18 protein-coding genes and 1 pseudogene are annotated in these 18,048 nt (G+C 49.5%); 5 read left to right on the top strand and 14 right to left on the bottom strand.

What is annotated here, in order from left to right; genetic code table 11:
• Positions 1–98 precede the first annotated feature (98 nt).
• A pseudogene (locus ACTHTU_RS03880) lies at positions 99–1,106 on the top strand (IS5 family transposase).
• 159 nt (positions 1,107–1,265) lie between these two features.
• Here ACTHTU_RS03880 and trhA read toward each other — a convergent pair.
• Positions 1,266–1,892: a PAQR family membrane homeostasis protein TrhA gene (trhA, locus tag ACTHTU_RS03875; protein ID WP_315038698.1), complete on the bottom strand. Its 627-nt coding sequence runs from the start codon at positions 1,890–1,892 to the stop codon at positions 1,266–1,268.
• A 189-nt stretch (positions 1,893–2,081) separates the two neighbouring features.
• On the opposite strand from trhA, the gene cysD reads away from it, so the two are divergent.
• Together cysD and ACTHTU_RS03865 are read left to right on the top strand one after the other, a co-directional pair.
• A complete protein-coding gene (gene cysD, locus ACTHTU_RS03870) occupies positions 2,082–3,023 on the top strand; it encodes a sulfate adenylyltransferase subunit CysD (RefSeq protein WP_440361868.1) in 942 nt (313 codons plus the stop codon).
• Positions 3,024–3,258: 235 nt separating this feature from the next.
• Entirely contained in the window at positions 3,259–3,822 is a 564-nt protein-coding gene (locus tag ACTHTU_RS03865; protein WP_440361810.1) for an RBBP9/YdeN family alpha/beta hydrolase, read from the top strand.
• A gap of 133 nt (positions 3,823–3,955) precedes the next feature.
• On the opposite strand, the gene pyrC is transcribed toward ACTHTU_RS03865, so the two are convergent.
• From pyrC to ACTHTU_RS03850, 3 genes are all read right to left on the bottom strand, one after another.
• A complete protein-coding gene (gene pyrC, locus ACTHTU_RS03860; protein ID WP_440361809.1) occupies positions 3,956–4,990 on the bottom strand; it encodes a dihydroorotase in 1,035 nt (344 codons plus the stop codon).
• 97 nt (positions 4,991–5,087) lie between these two features.
• Positions 5,088–5,681: an NMCC_0638 family (lipo)protein gene (locus ACTHTU_RS03855; RefSeq protein WP_440361808.1), complete on the bottom strand. Its 594-nt coding sequence runs from the start codon at positions 5,679–5,681 to the stop codon at positions 5,088–5,090.
• Positions 5,682–5,693: 12 nt separating this feature from the next.
• Positions 5,694–5,918, bottom strand: coding sequence for a sulfurtransferase TusA family protein (locus ACTHTU_RS03850; RefSeq protein ID WP_250579234.1), 225 nt, complete (start codon positions 5,916–5,918; stop codon positions 5,694–5,696).
• Positions 5,919–6,027: 109 nt separating this feature from the next.
• On the opposite strand from ACTHTU_RS03850, the gene ACTHTU_RS03845 reads away from it, so the two are divergent.
• Positions 6,028–6,639 carry a CNP1-like family protein gene (locus ACTHTU_RS03845; protein ID WP_440361807.1) on the top strand — a complete coding sequence of 204 codons (612 nt, stop codon included), beginning with the start codon at positions 6,028–6,030 and terminating at the stop codon, positions 6,637–6,639.
• A 63-nt stretch (positions 6,640–6,702) separates the two neighbouring features.
• Here ACTHTU_RS03845 and ACTHTU_RS03840 read toward each other — a convergent pair whose 3' ends face one another.
• Positions 6,703–7,818: a porin gene (locus tag ACTHTU_RS03840; RefSeq protein ID WP_440361806.1), complete on the bottom strand. Its 1,116-nt coding sequence runs from the start codon at positions 7,816–7,818 to the stop codon at positions 6,703–6,705.
• A 180-nt stretch (positions 7,819–7,998) separates the two neighbouring features.
• Between ACTHTU_RS03840 and ACTHTU_RS03835 the strand changes: the two genes are divergently transcribed.
• Entirely contained in the window at positions 7,999–8,148 is a 150-nt protein-coding gene (locus ACTHTU_RS03835) for a carbonic anhydrase family protein (protein WP_440361867.1), read from the top strand.
• A gap of 62 nt (positions 8,149–8,210) precedes the next feature.
• Here the strand turns inward: ACTHTU_RS03835 and ACTHTU_RS03830 are convergent, their stop codons facing one another.
• The 9 genes from ACTHTU_RS03830 to ACTHTU_RS03790 form a co-directional block, all read right to left on the bottom strand.
• Positions 8,211–9,845, bottom strand: a complete 1,635-nt coding sequence (locus ACTHTU_RS03830; RefSeq protein ID WP_049350648.1) for a CTP synthase — start codon at positions 9,843–9,845, stop codon at positions 8,211–8,213.
• Positions 9,846–9,969: 124 nt separating this feature from the next.
• Complete coding sequence (locus ACTHTU_RS03825; protein WP_440361805.1) at positions 9,970–11,625, bottom strand: AMP-binding protein; 1,656 nt, start codon at positions 11,623–11,625, stop codon at positions 9,970–9,972.
• 94 nt (positions 11,626–11,719) lie between these two features.
• Entirely contained in the window at positions 11,720–12,823 is a 1,104-nt protein-coding gene (mnmA, locus tag ACTHTU_RS03820; protein ID WP_440361804.1) for a tRNA 2-thiouridine(34) synthase MnmA, read from the bottom strand.
• 126 nt (positions 12,824–12,949) lie between these two features.
• Complete coding sequence (locus ACTHTU_RS03815) at positions 12,950–13,426, bottom strand: copper chaperone PCu(A)C (protein WP_049331348.1); 477 nt, start codon at positions 13,424–13,426, stop codon at positions 12,950–12,952.
• A 131-nt stretch (positions 13,427–13,557) separates the two neighbouring features.
• Positions 13,558–13,941: a diacylglycerol kinase gene (locus ACTHTU_RS03810; RefSeq protein ID WP_440361866.1), complete on the bottom strand. Its 384-nt coding sequence runs from the start codon at positions 13,939–13,941 to the stop codon at positions 13,558–13,560.
• A gap of 68 nt (positions 13,942–14,009) precedes the next feature.
• Complete coding sequence (gshB, locus tag ACTHTU_RS03805) at positions 14,010–14,966, bottom strand: glutathione synthase (protein ID WP_440361803.1); 957 nt, start codon at positions 14,964–14,966, stop codon at positions 14,010–14,012.
• A gap of 115 nt (positions 14,967–15,081) precedes the next feature.
• Positions 15,082–16,743 (bottom strand): DNA repair protein RecN, encoded by a 1,662-nt coding sequence (gene recN, locus ACTHTU_RS03800; protein WP_440361802.1) that lies wholly within the window; start codon positions 16,741–16,743, stop codon positions 15,082–15,084.
• A 288-nt stretch (positions 16,744–17,031) separates the two neighbouring features.
• Entirely contained in the window at positions 17,032–17,640 is a 609-nt protein-coding gene (gene scpB / locus ACTHTU_RS03795) for an SMC-Scp complex subunit ScpB (protein WP_440361801.1), read from the bottom strand.
• A gap of 69 nt (positions 17,641–17,709) precedes the next feature.
• Positions 17,710–17,943: a glutaredoxin family protein gene (locus ACTHTU_RS03790; protein WP_440361865.1), complete on the bottom strand. Its 234-nt coding sequence runs from the start codon at positions 17,941–17,943 to the stop codon at positions 17,710–17,712.
• Positions 17,944–18,048 lie beyond the last annotated feature (105 nt).

The following is an 18,048-nucleotide window of genomic DNA, read 5'->3' as shown; positions in this document are numbered from 1 at the left end:
TCCGGGAATCTGGACATTCAATGCTAAGGCAGTTTGAGACCTTTACAAAATTCCCCAAAATCCCCTAAATTCCCACCAAGACATTTAGGGGATTTCTCATGAGCACCTTCTTCCAGCAAACCGCACAAGCCATGATTGCCAAACACATCGACCGTTTCCCACTATTGAAGTTGGATCAGCTGATTGATTGGAAACCGATCGAACAATACCTGAATCGTCAAAGAACCCGTTACCTTCGAGACCACCGCGGCCGTCCCGCCTATCCCCTGTTGTCCATGTTCAAAGCCGTCCTGCTCGGACAATGGCACAGCCTCTCCGATCCCGAACTCGAACACAGCCTCATCACCCGCATCGACTTCAACCTGTTTTGCCGTTTCGACGAGTTGAGCATCCCCGATTACAGCACCTTATGCCGCTACCGCAACTGGCTGGCGCAAGACGACACCCTGTCCGAATTGCTAAAACTGATTAACTGCCAACTGACCGAAAAAGGCCTAAAAGTAAAGAAAGCATCCGCTGCCGTCATTGACGCCACCATTATTCAGACCGCCGGCAGCAAACAGCGCCAGGCCATAGAAGTCGATGAAGAAGGACAAGTCAGCGGCCAAACCACGCCGAGTAAAGACAGAGATGCCCGTTAGATAAAGAAAAACGGTTTATACAGACTCGGTTACAAACAACATACCCGTACCGATGAGAAAGGCTATATCGAGAAACTGCACATTACCCCCGCCAATGCCCATGAGTGCAAACACCTGTCGCCTTTGTTGGAAGGACTGCCCAAAGGTACGACCGTCTATGCCGATAAAGGCTATGACAGTAAGGAAAACCGGCAACATCTGAAAGAGCGTCGACTGCAGGACGGCATTATGCGCAAAGCCCACCGCAAACATCCGCTGTCGGAAGCGCAAACCAAACGCAACCGATATTTGTCGAAGACCCGTTATGTGGTCGAACAAAGTTTCGGTACGCTGCACCGTAAGTTCCGCTATGCCCGGGCAGCCTATTTTGGACTGATTAAAGTGAGTGCACAAAGCCATCTGAAGGCGATGTGTTTGAACCTATTGAAAGCCGCCAACAGGCTAAGTGTGCCTGTTTGCGCCTAAAAGGCGGCCCGGATGCCTGATTATCAGGTATCCGGGGGGAATTAAGGGGATATTTGGGTAAAATCAGTGGATATTCGAAACAAAAACAGCCGAAAACCTGTGTTTAGGTTTCGGCTGTTGGGGGAAAGGAATTTTGCAAAGGTCTCAGGCCGTCTGAATCTACAACACATAAAAATAAATGCTGATAAATTGCGTTAAACTGCCTGCCAAGACAAACAAGTGCCAGATACCGTGGCCGTGACGGATTTTCGTATCGTTGATAAACCAATAAATCCCCGCGCTATACAATACGCCGCCCAACACCAGCCAAAATAATCCACCAGCCGAAAGCGACTGTATCAGCGGCCATACCGCCACCACAATCAGCCAGCCCATCAACACATAAATCACCATCGACAGCAGCCGTTTCTCACTTTTGCGCCCAATCGTCAGCTCTTGAATGATACCCACTAAAGCCAGTCCCCACGACACGCCGAAAAGCGACCAGCCCCAACCGCCGTGAAGGGTAATCAGCGTAAACGGCGTATAGCTACCTGCAATCAAAAGATAAATCATGCAATGATCGACCTTTTGCAAAATCGCCTTGGCCTTCGGCTGCGGAATACTGTGGTATAAGGTTGAACCCAAATACAAAAGCAGCAGGCAGACTCCGTAAGTCAGTGCACCGGCAATCCGATAGCCGTCCGCCGATTCCACCGCTTTCACCAGCATCAGCACCAACGCCGCCACTGCCAACAAGAAACCGGCCAAATGGCTGTACGCATTAAATCTCTCGCCGTGATACATAAACCATTCTCATTTATAAAAGACCAAAGTGTACGCCAAGATAGGCGCTTCGTCAGAGAAATCGGGTTAAAAATAAGTTAAAGCGCAAAGGCCGTCTGAAAAACACGACCTTGCAATATAACAAAAACATCTTTGCAACAAACAAACCATTCTTTCCCTTTTTCAGACGGCCTCACTAAAGTATCGGCTATCGCCAAGGTTGCAAAGAGAGAAAAAATGTCTATCCAAAACCACCACCTCGACTGGCTCGAAGCCGAGTCTATCTACATCATCCGCGAAGTGATTGCCAATGCTCAAAATCCGGCCTTGCTGTTTTCCGGAGGTAAAGACTCCGTCGTATTGCTGGCGCTTGCCGTCAAAGCCTTCCAAATCGAAGGCCGTCCGCTGAAGCTGCCGTTCAAACTCCTGCACGTCGATACCGGCCACAATTACCCCGAAGTGATTCAGTTCCGCGATGACACGGTCGCGCGTACCGGCGTACAACTTGTGGTCGGCAGCGTAGAAGAGTCCATCCGCAAAGGCAGCGTCGTCTTGCGCCGAGAAACCGATTCACGCAACGCCGCCCAAGCCGTTACGCTGGTTGAAACCATCGAAGAACAAGGCTTTGATGCGCTGATGGGCGGCGCACGCCGCGATGAAGAAAAAGCGCGCGCCAAAGAACGCATCTTCTCTTTCCGCGACGAGTTCGGCCAATGGGATCCTAAAAACCAACGTCCTGAATTATGGTCGCTCTACAATACGCGCCTGTTCCAAGGCGAAAACATGCGCGTGTTCCCGATTTCCAACTGGACGGAATTGGACATCTGGCAATACATCGCACACGAAAAACTCGCCCTGCCGCCGATTTATTACACCCACAAACGCGAAGTTGTCGAACGCAACGGCTTACTTGTTCCCGTTACACCATTGACGCCGAAGCGCGAAGGAGAAGTTACCCAAATCCGCGACGTCCGTTTCCGTACCGTCGGCGATATTTCCTGCACCTGCCCTGTTGCCAGTACCGCCGCCACGCCCGAAGACATCATTGCCGAAACCGCCGCCGCGACCCTTTCCGAACGCAGCGCCACGCGCATGGATGACCGCGTATCGGAAGCAGCGATGGAAGAGCGCAAAAAGCAAGGCTATTTCTAAACTGTTTTTTTTTCAGACGGCCCATATATATTTCAAACCCGAACAACACGGCAAAGCCATCCGCCCCTGCCGTGTTGTTTGCTTTATTATTCTTGCAAATATCATTTAACAACAAAAACTTAATCAATCATCCTGACAAAACAACAAACAATAAAACATAAACAAACATGGTATAATAAATGCTTACAGGCAGAGATTTAGACAAAAGTCTCAGGCCGTCTGAAGGAGGAGAAACATGAATCGACGCGTTTATATCGTACATGGCTTTGAAGGCAATCCACACGGCAACTGGTTTGACTGGCTTTGCGCCCAAGTCAAAAGCACCGGCGCACAAGCAATCTCACTCGCCATGCCCAATCCCGACAAACCAAGCACGACCGCGTGGCAGTTTACCCTTGACCAGCACATCGGCAAGCCCGATGCCCATACCCTCCTAGTCGGCCACAGCCTAGGCTGCATTACCCTCCTTCATTTCCTCAGCCGCCAACAGCCGCAAAAAATCGGCGGTCTGTTGCTTGCCGCCGGTTTTGCCGATACACTGCCGCCCCTGCCTGCACTCGATGCCTACATTAAAGCAGCGTCGCCCGATTTCGACATCCTGCGCAAAATCGACATGCCCAAACACTGTCTGGTTTCCGACAACGACACCCATGTTCCGCCCGAACTGACTTTGGACATGGCGGCCAAACTCAAAAGCCCTGTTACCCATATTCCCGAAGGCGGCCATTTGATGGCTTCGGACGGCTTTACCCAACTGCCGCAGGCTTGGGAAGCGCTGAAACCCATGTTGACCGAATAAACACACACTCTAATCCGGTTTTCAGACGGCCTTGTCTGCCTCCTCTCCCCATGACAGGTCGTCTGAACGACAATAAAAAACAACCTGCCCTTTCAAGCAGGTTGTTTCTTTTTATGTCTCATTGACGGCAAATTTAATATTGCACCGTCCATTCAATCTCGCCGCCAGCCCTCATCGGTACAAGCTCGCCATCGCCGTAAGGTACGCTAGCAGGTACGGTTTGCGTTTGTTTGACCAGTGTGATGGTATCAGAATTTTCAGGCAGACCGTAGAAACGCGGGCCGTTTTTAGAAGCAAAGGCTTCCAGTTTGTCCAATGCGCCTGCTTTCTCAAACACTTCGGCATAAAGCTCGATGGCGGTCATCGCGCTGAACATACCGGCGCAACCGCAAGCATTTTCTTTGGCAGTTTTGGCATGTGGCGCAGAGTCCGTGCCGAGGAAAAATTTGTGCGCCTTATCGCCGGTAACGGCGGCAACCAAAGCCTGACGGTGGGTTTCACGTTTGAGTACAGGTAGGCAGAAATGATGAGGGCGCACGCCGCCGACCAAAAGGTCGTTGCGGTTGAGCAGCAAGTGTTGCGGCGTCACGGACGCGGCCACATTATCGCCAGCTTCCAATACCAGTCGTGCTGCTTCGGCAGTAGTGATGTGTTCAAACACGACCTTAAGGTTTGGCACTTGCACCAAAACCGGCTTCATCACGCGTTCGATAAAGGCGGCCTCACGGTCGAAAATATCGATTTCAGGATCGGTCACTTCGCCGTGAACCAAGAACAAAATGCCCTGTTTCGCCATTTCTTCCAACACGGGAATCAGCTTAAACAAGTCGGTTACGCCGGAATCGGAATTGGTGGTTGCGCCTGCTGGATAGAGTTTGAAAGCCACAATACCGGCAGCCTTGGCTTCACGCACGAGTTCGGGAGTGGCGTTGTCGGTCAAATAAAGCGTCATCAACGGCTGGAAGGTGCTGCCTTCTGGCAGGGCGGCCATAATGCGCGCTTTGTATGCTTGGGCATCGACAACGCTGACGACGGGCGGCTTCAGGTTGGGCATGATAACCGCGCGGCCCATTTGTCGGGCGGTGTACGGGGCAACGGCTTTGAGCGCATCGCCGTCGCGCAGGTGTAAGTGCATATCGTCGGGGCGAATGATGGTCAGGGTTTGCATAGCTTACTTTCGAGTGGTTTGGTTTGATAATGTTTCAGACGGCCTTTATTCGGCGGTAACGGTTTCTATCGATTTGATGTTTCAATCGTCAACTGATCTAAGGTAAAATGGCGGCCTTATTGTCGTAAGAATGATGGGTCAAATAAAAAACAGCCTGTACCGGAAAATGCTCGGACGACGTTGTTTTAACGGTCAACAAGGTTTCTTTCGGACTGCCAGACGCGCGCCATGCGTAGGAAATCTGACGCATAGGCAACGGGGCTTTCGACAAATTATCGGTACGCAACTCAGCGTTCAAACCTTGCGGCGGATTTTCTGCCAAAGCCAAAAATTGTTTAAAAATCAGATGGTCGTCGGCTTTAGCCGTGCGCACGCTACAACTGTCTTCAGTCAGGCTCAAATAATAATCTGCGCCGTTTTCCGTTTTCTTCCAAATGCTTAATGCCTCCAAATCCATCATTCCGGCAGGCAAATCGGCAATATCTTTTTTCGACAATAAAACCAGTTTATTAGCATTGGCAAACTCGCCGACAAGGGCGGCATCGCCGTCTGCGGCCACGCAGCTTTGGCGGAACAAGTCGGTTACATTTTGGGCATAATCGGCAGCGTTCTGCGGCAAAACGCCTTCATTGCCGCATGCACTCAGGCAGACAGCCAATACAGCGGCAGACAACGTGACGGCTTTAGACATTTCAGACGGCCTTTATCTGTGCTTCAACACCAGCTTGAACACGCCGTCGGCTTCGCTCGATTCCAACAAAACATGCCCGGTCTGACGGCAAAACGCTTCAAAATCACCGGGCGCGCCACCATCGGTAGCCAATACGGTCAGCACTTCGCCTTCCTGCATTTGCGCCAAAGCTTTTTTGGCACGCAAAATCGGCAGCGGGCATTTCAAACCGATGACATCCAGAGTTTGTGTATTCATGATGAAAACTCGTCATATTAATCAGAATTAACGTCAATTATACCGTACTTACTTGCACCCCACCCTGCAAGCCCATAAAATAAAGCCGTTTTTCACTTTGGAGCTGTCTATGCGCCGTTTTGCCCTTCTCGCTCTCAGCCTTGCCGCAACTCAAGCATTTGCTTTGGGTTTCAGCCAAAAGGATACGCTGACCAACACGCGTTATCAGGAAAGCCCTGAAGAAGTTGCCGCACGCGAATTTAAAGAACACCAAGCTGAGTTGCCACCCCTGCCCGATACCCAATCGGGCGATTGGTTCGACCTCTATGTCAACGAAACCTACGGCAAGCAGCCCAAAATCCTGCTCAGCAGCCTGCAAATCATGCCTGCGCCTGACAACAGCATCCGCTACGTCTTGAATGTGCGCTCCGACAAAGGCTACGACAACCTCTCCGTCGAAGGCCTCTATTGCGCCCGCACGTCCTTTACTTACAGCAAAGACAAGCGTTCATCTTACAAAGTATTCGCTTACGGCGACACAGTAAACCACCGCTGGATCAAGCCGCGCAAAGGCGATTGGAAGCTGATCGGCAATGCGTTCAGCCGCAACGACGCCCTGCACACCGCCCTGTATCAGGCATTCTGTATCGACGGTATGCCGACAACGGTCGAAGGCTTGGTACAACGTTTGAAAGAACGCGGCGGCCGTCACGGTACAACGCTGACCAACCACGACAAATAAACCACTTTAATCAAGAAAAAGGCCGTCTGAAATTTTTCAGACGGCCTTGTCATTCAAGACGGCTTAGAATTTGTGATACAGGCCCACAGAAGCGGCTTTTTGTTCAACGCCGCCTTTATTGGCTGCAGTCAGACGGGTTTTATTGCCGACTTTCAGATACGCCAGTTGGGCAACTACGCCGGTGCGTTTGCTGAAGGTGTATTGACCGCCGACAACGACTTGGTCGAATTTATCCACCAATTTTTCGCCGCTGTTCACGCCCTTGGCAGGCCAGCCGTGCGCGTAAGTAATGCGCGGTGTAACATTGCCCAATTTGTAGCCGACAGTTACCGCTGCATCAACTACTTTCACGGCTTCAGATTTGCCTGTATCGACAGTAATGTCACTACCCTTGTACTCATTAAAACCATCGGTGAAATAACCTAAATATTCGTTGCCTGTCTCATGGCCTTTGGCATAGTGTACGCCGCCACCGACAAAGAGATTGTCTTTATCGTAATAAGTTTCGACTTTGGCGATTTGCGCCGCTTTGACTTTGCCTGATTTGTCGGTGTACGCGCCGTTGTAGTGGCCGTAAGCCGCATTGGCGGTAAAGCCGTTTTTAGAGAAGCTCACGCCGCCGGTGTATTGGTCTTTGGCCGATTTGGTGTGCGTGTATTTGTCTGAAGGATTGCGGTTGTCGCGCGGTGCGTAAGACACGTTGAATTTGAATCCGCCGAAATCCGGGCTGTCGTAGCGTACAGCGGCGTTACGGTTGCCGGTACGGGTAAAGATGCCCAAGCCTGCGGCATTGGTTTTGTACATCCATGGATCGATGGTATCCATTTCATTCAGCATATTGCTGAGCTTACCGGCACGAATCTTACCGAAGTTACCTTGCAAACCGATGAAGGAGTCACGAGTGGCAAAACCTTGGGAACCGCCGGTAATGGCTGTTTTTTGTTCAACTTGCCAAATGGCTTTTAAATCGCCGCCCAAGTTTTCGCTGCCCTTGAAACCGATGCGGGAGGTATTGTCATTGATGCTGGTTGCGGTAGCGCTGGTTTCAGAACCTGCATCACCTTTGATTTTTACCTGACCGACGGTCACGCTGCTTTTGATTTGACCATACAGAATCACTTCTGCAGATGCAGCCAGCGGCAAACCGGCAATAACCAAAGCGATAATCGATTTTTTCATTATTCTCTCCAAAACAAAGTTAAAATCTCGTGAAAACACGTTTAGCAATATTAATGTTTTCTAATGCTACAAACAACTACTTTCATCTTGAGAAACACTTTTATTCATTAGAGTTTAGACTTTTTACAACATAATCAAATAAAACAGGCCGTCTGAAAGAAATTTCAGACGGCCTTTCCTATTTGCAGCGAAAACGTTACTTGGGTTGTCTTAAAAACTCCGGTTCAGGCAGATGCGGCGCAGTTTAAAGCCATGCGCGACATTATCGGCGGCGAAAACAACCGTCCCGTACAACCTTTGAACGACCGTGAAATCAATGAAAACAAATAACTTCTAAGGCCGTCTGAAAACAAAAAAGCACCCGGAAACGGGTGCTTTTTCAATCACATCAATCAGGCTTTTTTGTTACCCAACGCGGCTTTCACAAACGCGCTGAACAAAGGATGGCCTTTGCGCGGATTGGAAGTGAATTCCGGATGGAACTGACACGCGAAGAACCAAGGATGATTTGGCAATTCGATGGTTTCAACCAAACGCTCGCGGCCTGCGGATACGCCGCCGATGACCAAACCTGCTTTTTCCAACTGAGGAACATAGTTATTATTGACCTCGTAGCGGTGGCGATGACGTTCGCGGATATGTTCGCTGCCGTAGATTTTTGCGGCAAGGCTGCCCGGTTTAAGGTCAACTTCTTGCGCGCCCAAACGCATGGTGCCACCCAAATCGGCAGATTCGTCACGGGTTTCTACGCTGCCGTCTGCAGTTTGCCATTCATCAATCAGGGCAACGACAGGCGCAGCGCATTTCAAATCAAACTCGGTAGAGTTCGCACCTTTCAAGCCTGCAACATCGCGGGCGTATTCGATCAGGGCAATTTGCATGCCCAAGCAGATGCCCAAGTATGGTACGTTGTTTTCACGTGCATAACGTACGGCGGCAATTTTGCCTTCCACGCCGCGTGAACCGAAGCCGCCCGGCACCAAAATCGCGTCCATGTCTTTGAGCATGGAAACGTCGCCATTACCCTTCTCAATGCTTTCGCTGTCGACAAAGGTAATTTGTACGTCGGTTTCAGTGTGAATACCGGCATGTTTCAGGGCTTCGATCAGTGATTTGTAGGACTCGGTCAAATCAACGTATTTGCCGACCATCGCAATTTTGACGGTATGTTTCGGATTTCGAATCGCGTGAACGATTTTCTTCCATTCGGTCAAATCGGCTTGTTTGACATTCAGTTGGAGCTGCTCGGTAATGATGCTGTCGATGCCTTGGTTGTGCAGCATTTCAGGGCATTCGTAAATGCTGTCCACATCGTAGCTGCCCACGATGGCACGTTCTTCAACGTTACAGAACAATGCAATCTTACGGCGCTCGTCCGCAGGCATTTCTCTGTCCATACGGCAGATCAGGATGTCAGGTTGCAAACCGATGCTCAACATTTCTTTAACGGTATGCTGGGTCGGTTTGGTTTTGATTTCGCCGGCAGCGGCAATATAAGGCACGTAGCTCAGGTGGGCAAACAATGTATTGTTGCGGCCGAGCTGGCTGCGCATTTGACGGATGGCTTCCAAGAAAGGCAAAGATTCGATATCGCCGACTGTACCGCCGATTTCGACAATCGCCACATCATAACCGGCCGCGCCTTCATGGATACGGCGTTTGATTTCATCGGTAATATGCGGAATCACTTGTACGGTACCGCCCAAATAGTCGCCGCGACGCTCTTTGGCAATCACGTTTTCATAGACTTGGCCGGTACTGAAGCTGTTGCGGCGGGTCATGGTGGCGTTGATGAAACGCTCATAGTGACCGAGGTCGAGGTCGGTTTCCGCGCCGTCATCGGTTACGAATACTTCGCCGTGTTGAAACGGGCTCATGGTACCCGGGTCAACGTTGATATACGGGTCGAGCTTAAGCATGGTCACGTTCAAGCCACGCGACTCGAGAATAGTAGCAATAGAAGCGGCGGCGATACCTTTACCCAAAGAAGATACAACGCCGCCGGTTACGAAAATAAATTTAGTCATGATGTGATACCCATGTTGGAATGTGTGATTTTAACTTGAAGCAGCATATTCTGGCAAACGGCAAAAGCTTCAGGCCGTCTGAAAACAGCGTTTTCAGACGGCCTTATCATACTGATTCTATATATCAGCGCAGCTCGCGGCGCAGGATTTTGCCAACGTTGGATTTTGGCAACTCGTCGCGGAATTCGATGTCTTTCGGCACTTTATAAGCAGTCAGCTCTTTACGGCAGAAATCGATCAGCTCTTCCTTGGTCAAAGACGGGTCTTTGCGTACGACGAAGACCTTAATCGCTTCACCGGTTTTCTCGCTTGCCACGCCGATACAGGCGACTTCCAAGACTTTGTCGTTGCTGGCTACTACCTCTTCGATTTCGTTCGGATACACATTGAAACCGGATACCACAATCAAATCTTTTTTGCGGTCCACCAGCTTCAGCCAGCCTTTTTCATCCATCACGGCAATGTCGCCGGTCTCTAAAAAGCCGCGTGCATCGATTGCTTTGGCGGTTTCTTCAGGACGGTTCCAATAGCCTTTCATCACTTGCGGACCGCGTACCCACAATTCGCCCGGCTGTCCGATAGGCACTTCTTTGCCGTTCGCATCGCGTAATTCGACTTCGGTCGAAGGAACCGGCAAACCGATACCGCCGCTGTAAGCCTCGATATTCAAAGGATTGCAACATACGCCCGGGCTGGCTTCGGTCAAGCCGTAAGCTTCCACAATCGGCGTACCGGTGATTTTTTTCCATTTTTCCGCAACGGCTTTTTGCGTTGCCATACCGCCGCCCAAAGTTAGCTTCAAACGGGAAAAATCGACTTCGACGAAATCCGGACGGTTGACCATCGCATTAAACAGGGTATTCACACCGATGAACACGCTAATCGGCTCTTTTTTCAATTCACCGATAAATCCTTTCATATCGCGAGGGTTGGTAATCAGGATGATTTTAGAACCGGTATTGGCGAAAATCATCAGGTTTACCGTCAAGGCAAAGATATGATAAAGCGGCAACGCGGCAATAACCGTTTCTTTGCCTTCGTGCAGGCTGTTTTTAATCCATTCTTTTGCCTGCAACATATTGGCGCAGATATTGCCGTGACTGAGGACGGCGCCTTTTGCCACGCCGGTCGTGCCGCCTGTATATTGCAACAAGGCAGTATCGTCGCGTGTCAACTCGACTGGTTTGAACGTATTTGCCGCACCTTGCTTCAAGGCCGTCTGAAAAGTCACGGTATTGGGAATACGGTATTCCGGCACCATTTTTTTCACTTTGCGGATGACGAAGTTCATCAACGCGCCTTTAATCATGCCAAACATCTCGCCGACTGATGCGACAATCACATGTTTGATTTGCGTACGCGGCAACACCAACTCCAATGTATTGGCAAAGTTCTCCAACACGACAATCGTGGTCGCACCGCTGTCTTTCAACTGATGCTCCAACTCGCGCGGCGTATAAAGCGGATTCGTATTCACTGCCACCAAACCTGCCTGCAAAATACCGAAAAGCGCAATCGGATATTGCAAAACGTTCGGCATCATAATCGCCACACGCTCACCGCGCGGCAGTTTCAATACGTTTTGCAGGTAAGATGCAAAATCGGTCGCCAATTTGCCCACTTCGGCATAAGTCAGCGTTTTGCCCATGTTTTGAAAAGCAGGTTTATCTGCGAATTTCTCGACACTTTGACGAAATACATCGCTGATAGAGCTGTATTGAGAGATATCGATTTCAGGGTTTACACCTTGTTCGTAGCTTTTGAGCCAGAGTTTTTCCATATTGATCAGTCTTTGTTTTAGTCGTTTTTTTAGAATGAAGGCCGTCAGAAAGGCTTGATTTAATCTGCCGCTTCGTTTTCAGACGGCCCTTGTGTTAAGCAGTAATGATGACAGGCTTGTCGGTGGACATGATGATGCCGCCGCCCAAGCACACATCGCCGTCATACAGTACCGCAGATTGGCCTGGGGTTACTGCCCACTGCGGCTCGTCAAAAACAAGCTCGATGGTTTCATCATCTAAATAACGCAACGCACAAGGCGCGTCGGCCATACGGTAGCGCGTTTTGCAGGTATAGCGTCCTTCTTTCGGACGTTCGGGCAATGTGAAGCTTAAATCGTTCATAATCAGGCTTTGCGTATAAAGCAAAGGATGGTCATGGCCTTGGACGACAATCAGTTCGTTTTTGGTCAAATCCTTGGCCGCGACAAACCATGGTTCGCCTGCGCCGCCAATACCCAAGCCTTTGCGTTGGCCCAGCGTGTAAAACATCAAGCCGACGTGTTCGCCGACTACTTTGCCTTCAGGGGTAACCATTTTGCCATTATTGGTCGGCAGGTATTTTTGCAGAAATTCGCGGAACGGGCGTTCACCGATAAAGCAGATGCCGGTACTGTCTTTTTTGGTTGCAGTCGGTAATTTGAATTCTTCGGCAAGACGGCGGACTTCAGGCTTTTCCAACTCGCCCAATGGGAAAATCGCGCGCTCGAGTTGGAAAGGCTTGAGGCGGTATAGGAAATAGCTTTGGTCTTTGTTTTGATCCAAACCTTTTAGCAGGTAATGCACGTCGTTGCGAACTTCTTTGCGAGCATAGTGTCCGGTGGCAATGGTATCGGCACCCTGCTCTATGGCATAGTCCAAAAAGCATTTGAATTTGATTTCGGCATTGCACAAGACATCCGGATTCGGCGTGCGGCCCGCGCTGTATTCTTTGAGGAAATAAGCAAATACGTTGTCTTTATATTGCGCGGCAAAATTGACGATGTCGATATCGATTCCGATGATATCGGCAACGGCAATAGCATCGAAGGAATCTTGTTTAATGCTGCAATATTCGTCGTTGTCATCATCTTCCCAGTTCTGCATGAACACGCCGCTGATTTGATGGCCTTGCTGTTTGAGCAGGGCCGCGGTAACGGATGAATCGACGCCGCCGGAAAGGCCGACGATGATGTTTGCTGGTGTGTTGTGAGTATTCATGAGCGGAATGTGGGTTTCAAATACATTTTTTAAAGCGTGATTTTAGCACATTTTGATTTGACGACAGAAAAGGCCGTCTGCAAGCCCAATGACTTTCAGACGGCCTTTATATGCAAATTCAAGCAATTAGTGCTGATGTGCGCCACCGTGTGCGCCGTGATCGTGCTGCATGTCGGCTTTAGGTGCGGTTTTCACTTCCAGCTCGACAGTTTGAGGTTTCGCGTTTTTGAATTTCAGGGTTACAGGCACTTTTTCGCCTTCTTTCAATTGTTTTTTCAGACCCATGAACATAACGTGGTAGCTGCCCGGTTTCAGCTCGGTTACGCCTTTTGCAGCCAAAGGCACGCCGCCTTTAACTTCGCGCATACGCATAACACCGTTGTCGTTAATATGGGTGTGTACTTCAACGCGTTCTGCAACAGGGCTGCTGCCGCCTACCAAGAAGTCTTGTTTGGCTTCATCGTTTTGGATTTTCATGAATGCGCCACCCATTTTCATACCTTCGACAGTGGCACGGGCCCAACCATCTTCAATATGGATACCGGCTGCAGATACGGAAGTTGCCAAGCCTGCCAGAATCAGGGTTGCCATTAATTTTTTCATGTTTTGCTCCTTGTGTTTGCCAAATGGCTGGGATATATAGCCTTCATCTTACAACCAAAGGCCGTCTGAAAACTTTGATATAGATTAACTAATACTATCTAATCCTAATGAATTACCATATTACCACATTTCTAAGCAGTTAATGCAACAATCCAAACAATAAATAACATGAACAAAGCCATTAATTGCGCGGCTGAGCCGGCATCTTTGGCACGCTTGGCCAGCTCGTGTTTTTCAGTAGAGGTATGGTCAACGGCTGCCTCGATGGCGGTATTAAACAATTCGGTAATCAGTGAAATAAACGATGCGACAACAAGCACCATTTTGATGACCAGGCCGAAATCAAGGAACAATGCCAAGACAATTAAAATCAGGTTCAACCAAAAAACTTGGCGAAATGCGCTTTCATAACGATACGCGGCAGCCAGTCCATCTTTGGAATAACCAAACGCATTGATGATGCGCTTGATGCCGTTTTTGCCTTTTTTTTCAGATGCGTAGGAAGATGGTTTCATCATATACTCAACATTAGAATGCCGTCTGAAAAAGAACCGTCAGGTTAATTTTCAGACGGCCTTTAGATTTATTGTTTTGCCCAAGATGCGACGGCATCTGCGAACATGGCGGCAACGTCGAAATCTTTTTGCTTCATGATTTCTTGGAAACCGGTCGGGCTGGTTACGTTGACTTCGGTCAGGTTGCTGCCGATGACATCCAAACCGGCAAGCAAAATACCGCGGCGCTTCAACTCAGGCACAAGGGTTTCTGCGATCTCACGGTCGCGCTCGCTCAACTCCTGCGCCACGCCGCGGCCGCCGGCAGCCAAGTTGCCGCGTGTTTCGCCGTTTTGCGGAATACGTGCCAAAGCATACGGAACAACTTCTCCGCCGATAATCAGAATGCGCTTGTCGCCATGTACGATTTCAGGAATATAACGTTGTGCCATGATGGTGCGCGAATCAAGCTGCATCAGGGTTTCCAAAATACTGCCGATATTGGGGTCGGATTCGGTCAGGCGGAAAATGCCCATGCCGCCCATGCCGTCCAAAGGTTTGATAATGATGTCGCCGTGTTCTTTCAAAAAGACACGGACATCGGCGGAACGTGTGGTAACCAAAGTCGGCGCGGTAAACTGGCTGAAGTTCAAAATTGCCAATTTCTCATTGAAATCGCGCATTGCTTGTCCGCTGTTAAATACTTTTGCGCCCTGCTGCTCTGCCAAAGTTAAAAACTGGGTCGCATACAGATATTGCATATCAAACGGCGGATCAGTGCGCATAATGACCGCATCGAAATCTTTTAAGGCCGTCTGAACTTTTGCCTCTGCTTTAAACCATTCGTGATCGTCATCGTTTTTCGCGCCGACAAACTCAAATGCCGCCGCCTGAGCCACCACCAAGCCTTCACGGACGGACAATTCTCCGCTCAAGGTATGAAAAAGCTGCCAACCGCGCTTTGCCATTTCACGCATCATGGCGTAAGTAGTGTCTTTATAGGTTTTAAAACTTGCCATTGGATCGGCGATAAACAGGGCTTTCATCAAAATTTCCTTGTAAACAGACGATATAATCATACCTTGTATTTTGCCTACCTGAAAAGGTGGCAAAATATAGAAAAGGCCGTCTGAATTCTATTTTCAGACGGCCTTGAAGCTTTTAAGCGGCTGCCAAATGCAAGAGTTCGGCGGCATGGCTGCGTGTGGTATCGGTAATGATTTCGCCGCCCAGCATACGCGCGATTTCCTCAATGCGCTGATGATGGTTCAAAACACTGATTTCGCTGACGGTTTGCTCCCCTTCGCTATGCTTGAGGACCTGCCAATGGTTTTCACCGCAAGAGGCGACTTGAGGAAGATGGGTTACCGCCAAGACTTGATGTTTTTTACCTAAGGCACGCAAAGCTTTACCGACCATTTCAGCAACTCCGCCACCAATACCGGTATCCACTTCGTCAAAAATCAATGTCGGCACTTGCGTATATTGGCTGGCAACCACTTGCAAAGCCAAGCTGATACGCGCTAATTCGCCACCGGAAGCCACTTTGTTCAAGGGTCGGGACGGATTGCCTTTATTCGCCGCCACTTGGAATTGCACCTGCTCCAGACCATGTGCGGTCGGCGAAGACGGCAACAAGACGATGTCAAAACGTGCGCCCTTCATGGCCAAATGCTGCATATGCTCGGTGGTCTCTTCGCCCAAACGGCCGGCTGCCTGATGGCGCATGGCGGAGAGAACGTGGGCGGCTTCGTGGTATTCGGCAAGATTGCGTGCGACTGTATTCTCCAAAGCTTCCAAATCGGCAGCCGCGTGCAGGTTTTGCAGGCGCTCATCGATTTCTGCCAGCTTTTGCGGCAACTCTTTCGGCTCAATGCGGTATTTGCGCGCCATACTCATCAATTCGCCCATACGGCTTTCTTGTGCGGCCAATTCATTAGGATCGATATCGCTGCGACCGGCTACATCGCGCATATTGGCACTGATTTCACCCAACTCGGCTTCAATACTTGCCAACATATTCAGGCTTTCGGCAAAGCGCAGCTCAATGTTTTGCAGATTGCCCAGCAGTTTTTGGCATTGGTAGATTTGACGTTGGATGCCGTTGTCGCCGTCTATGCTTTCGCCCACCTGCTCGGCGGTTTGCAGCAACTCGGCCGAATGCGCCAGGCTGTCGTGGCTTTGGCTTAAGGTTTCCCATTCGTTGGGTTTGAGCTCCAATTGGTTTAATTCATTAAACTGCCATTCCAAACGCTCGCGCTCGATGGCCATGGTTTCTGCCTGCTCTTGCGCTTCTTGCAGGGCTTTTTTCGCATTGACCCAGTTTTGATACAGCTGTTTGACCGTTTCTGCCTGCTCTTTGCTGCCGGCGAACGCATCTAACAACTCACGTTGCGCGGACTCTTGATTCAGCGAATGATGGGCATTTTGGCCGTGAATATCGATTAACTGCTCGCCGATGGCTTTCAGTTGCGCCAATGTTGCAGCCTGATTATTGATATAACTGCGGCTTTTACCCTTGGCATCGATAATACGGCGGATGCTAAGCTCTTCAGCATCTTCTTCCAAAAGGCCTTGCTCATGCAGCTGCGCTTTCAGTTCGGGCAAACCGCTGATGTCGAACAAAGCCGACAACTGCGCTTCTTTGGCGCCGCTGCGCACTTGGCTGTAATCGGCTTTATCGCCCAACAACAGGCCAATCGCATCCAGAGTAATCGATTTGCCTGCGCCGGTTTCACCCGTTAAAACGGTAAAGCCGTTTTGAAAATCAAGATTCAGGTTTTCAACAATGACAAAATCACGCAAAGAAAGTGCCAACAGCATTGCAGTATTCCTTAGTAAATTACCCGCAACTATGCGGAATAGCTTTAGATAAGCTGATTATAACTAAGATTTTTTATAGTTTAAATCAGATTTTTCTTATGATTTATCTAAGATATTTATTTTAAACAAATTATTTTTTAAGAAACTGCTAAACGCACCACGCCATATTGTTACCCTGGCTGGCTTATTCAATGATATAAAGCGTTCATTTAATACTATAAAACGCTAGAATAACTAACACAAAGGCCGTCTGAAACACAATTATTTCAGACGGCCTTTACATTCAAATCAGTTAATCAGTCTGCTTCCTGATTCAACTGCTTCTTCAGCTTCCTCATCGCCTGTCGGCAGCGTTTCCATTAAATCAGGCAACACCAGCTCGCCCAATTCAGTCAGCGGCGGCAATTCTTCCAAACTTTCCAAACGCAAATCGCTTAGGAATGTTGCTGTTGTCGCCCACAAAGCCGGACGGCCGACAGAATCACGGTGGCCGATGACTTCAATCCAGCCCCTATCCTGCAAGGTTTGCATGACATTTTGCGACACCGCCACGCCGCGTATGCCTTCAATATCGCCACGCGTTACCGGTTGCTGATAGGCAATAATCGCCAGCGTCTCCATCACGGCGCGGGAATAACGCGGCGCGCGCTGCTCTTGCAGACTGCCCAGCCGTTCAAATGCGGCTTGGGCGATTTGGAAACACCAGCCCTCATGGGTATGCACCAGTTGCAAAGCCCTGTCCTGCCAGCGGGCCTTCAGTTGCGCCAACACATCAATCAGCTTGTCTTGCGACAACGGCGGCACGCACAATTCTCGCATGGCTTTTTCGTTTAAGGGTTCGACTTGTGTCAACAGCGCCGCTTCAATCAACGCATCGGGAGAAAGTTTTTCAGTCATAATAAAATCAATGTTCAGACAGCATAAATAGCCAAAGGCCGTCTGAAAGACAATATGGTCAACGGTTTGTTACGCGCTCAAATGCGCTTTCAGTTTTTCTTCGTCCAAAAACCAATGGCAGATTTCGGTATCGCCATCCAGCAAAATAGGCACCAGCTCATTGTACTTTTCTTCTAAAACCGGATCTTCATCAACATCGACAATATCCAGCTCAAATCCAAACTGCTCCTGATAAGGCTTTAATTGTTCGCGCATTTTGTGGCACAGGCTGCAATATTCCCGAAACATCAAGGTCAGTTTCATCGCGGTTACTCTCGGAGGGACAAAAGCGGCCATTGTATAGCAAAATGCCGCCAAACCATACAGGCATGACAAAGGCCGTCTGAACAGGCGCGAAACGAAATCAAG

It is taken from the genome of Neisseria sp. P0020.S005 (assembly GCF_051957055.1).
In the GTDB taxonomy this organism is placed as follows: domain Bacteria; phylum Pseudomonadota; class Gammaproteobacteria; order Burkholderiales; family Neisseriaceae; genus Neisseria; species Neisseria subflava_A.
This window is presented reverse-complemented; position numbering and strand designations above follow the sequence as displayed.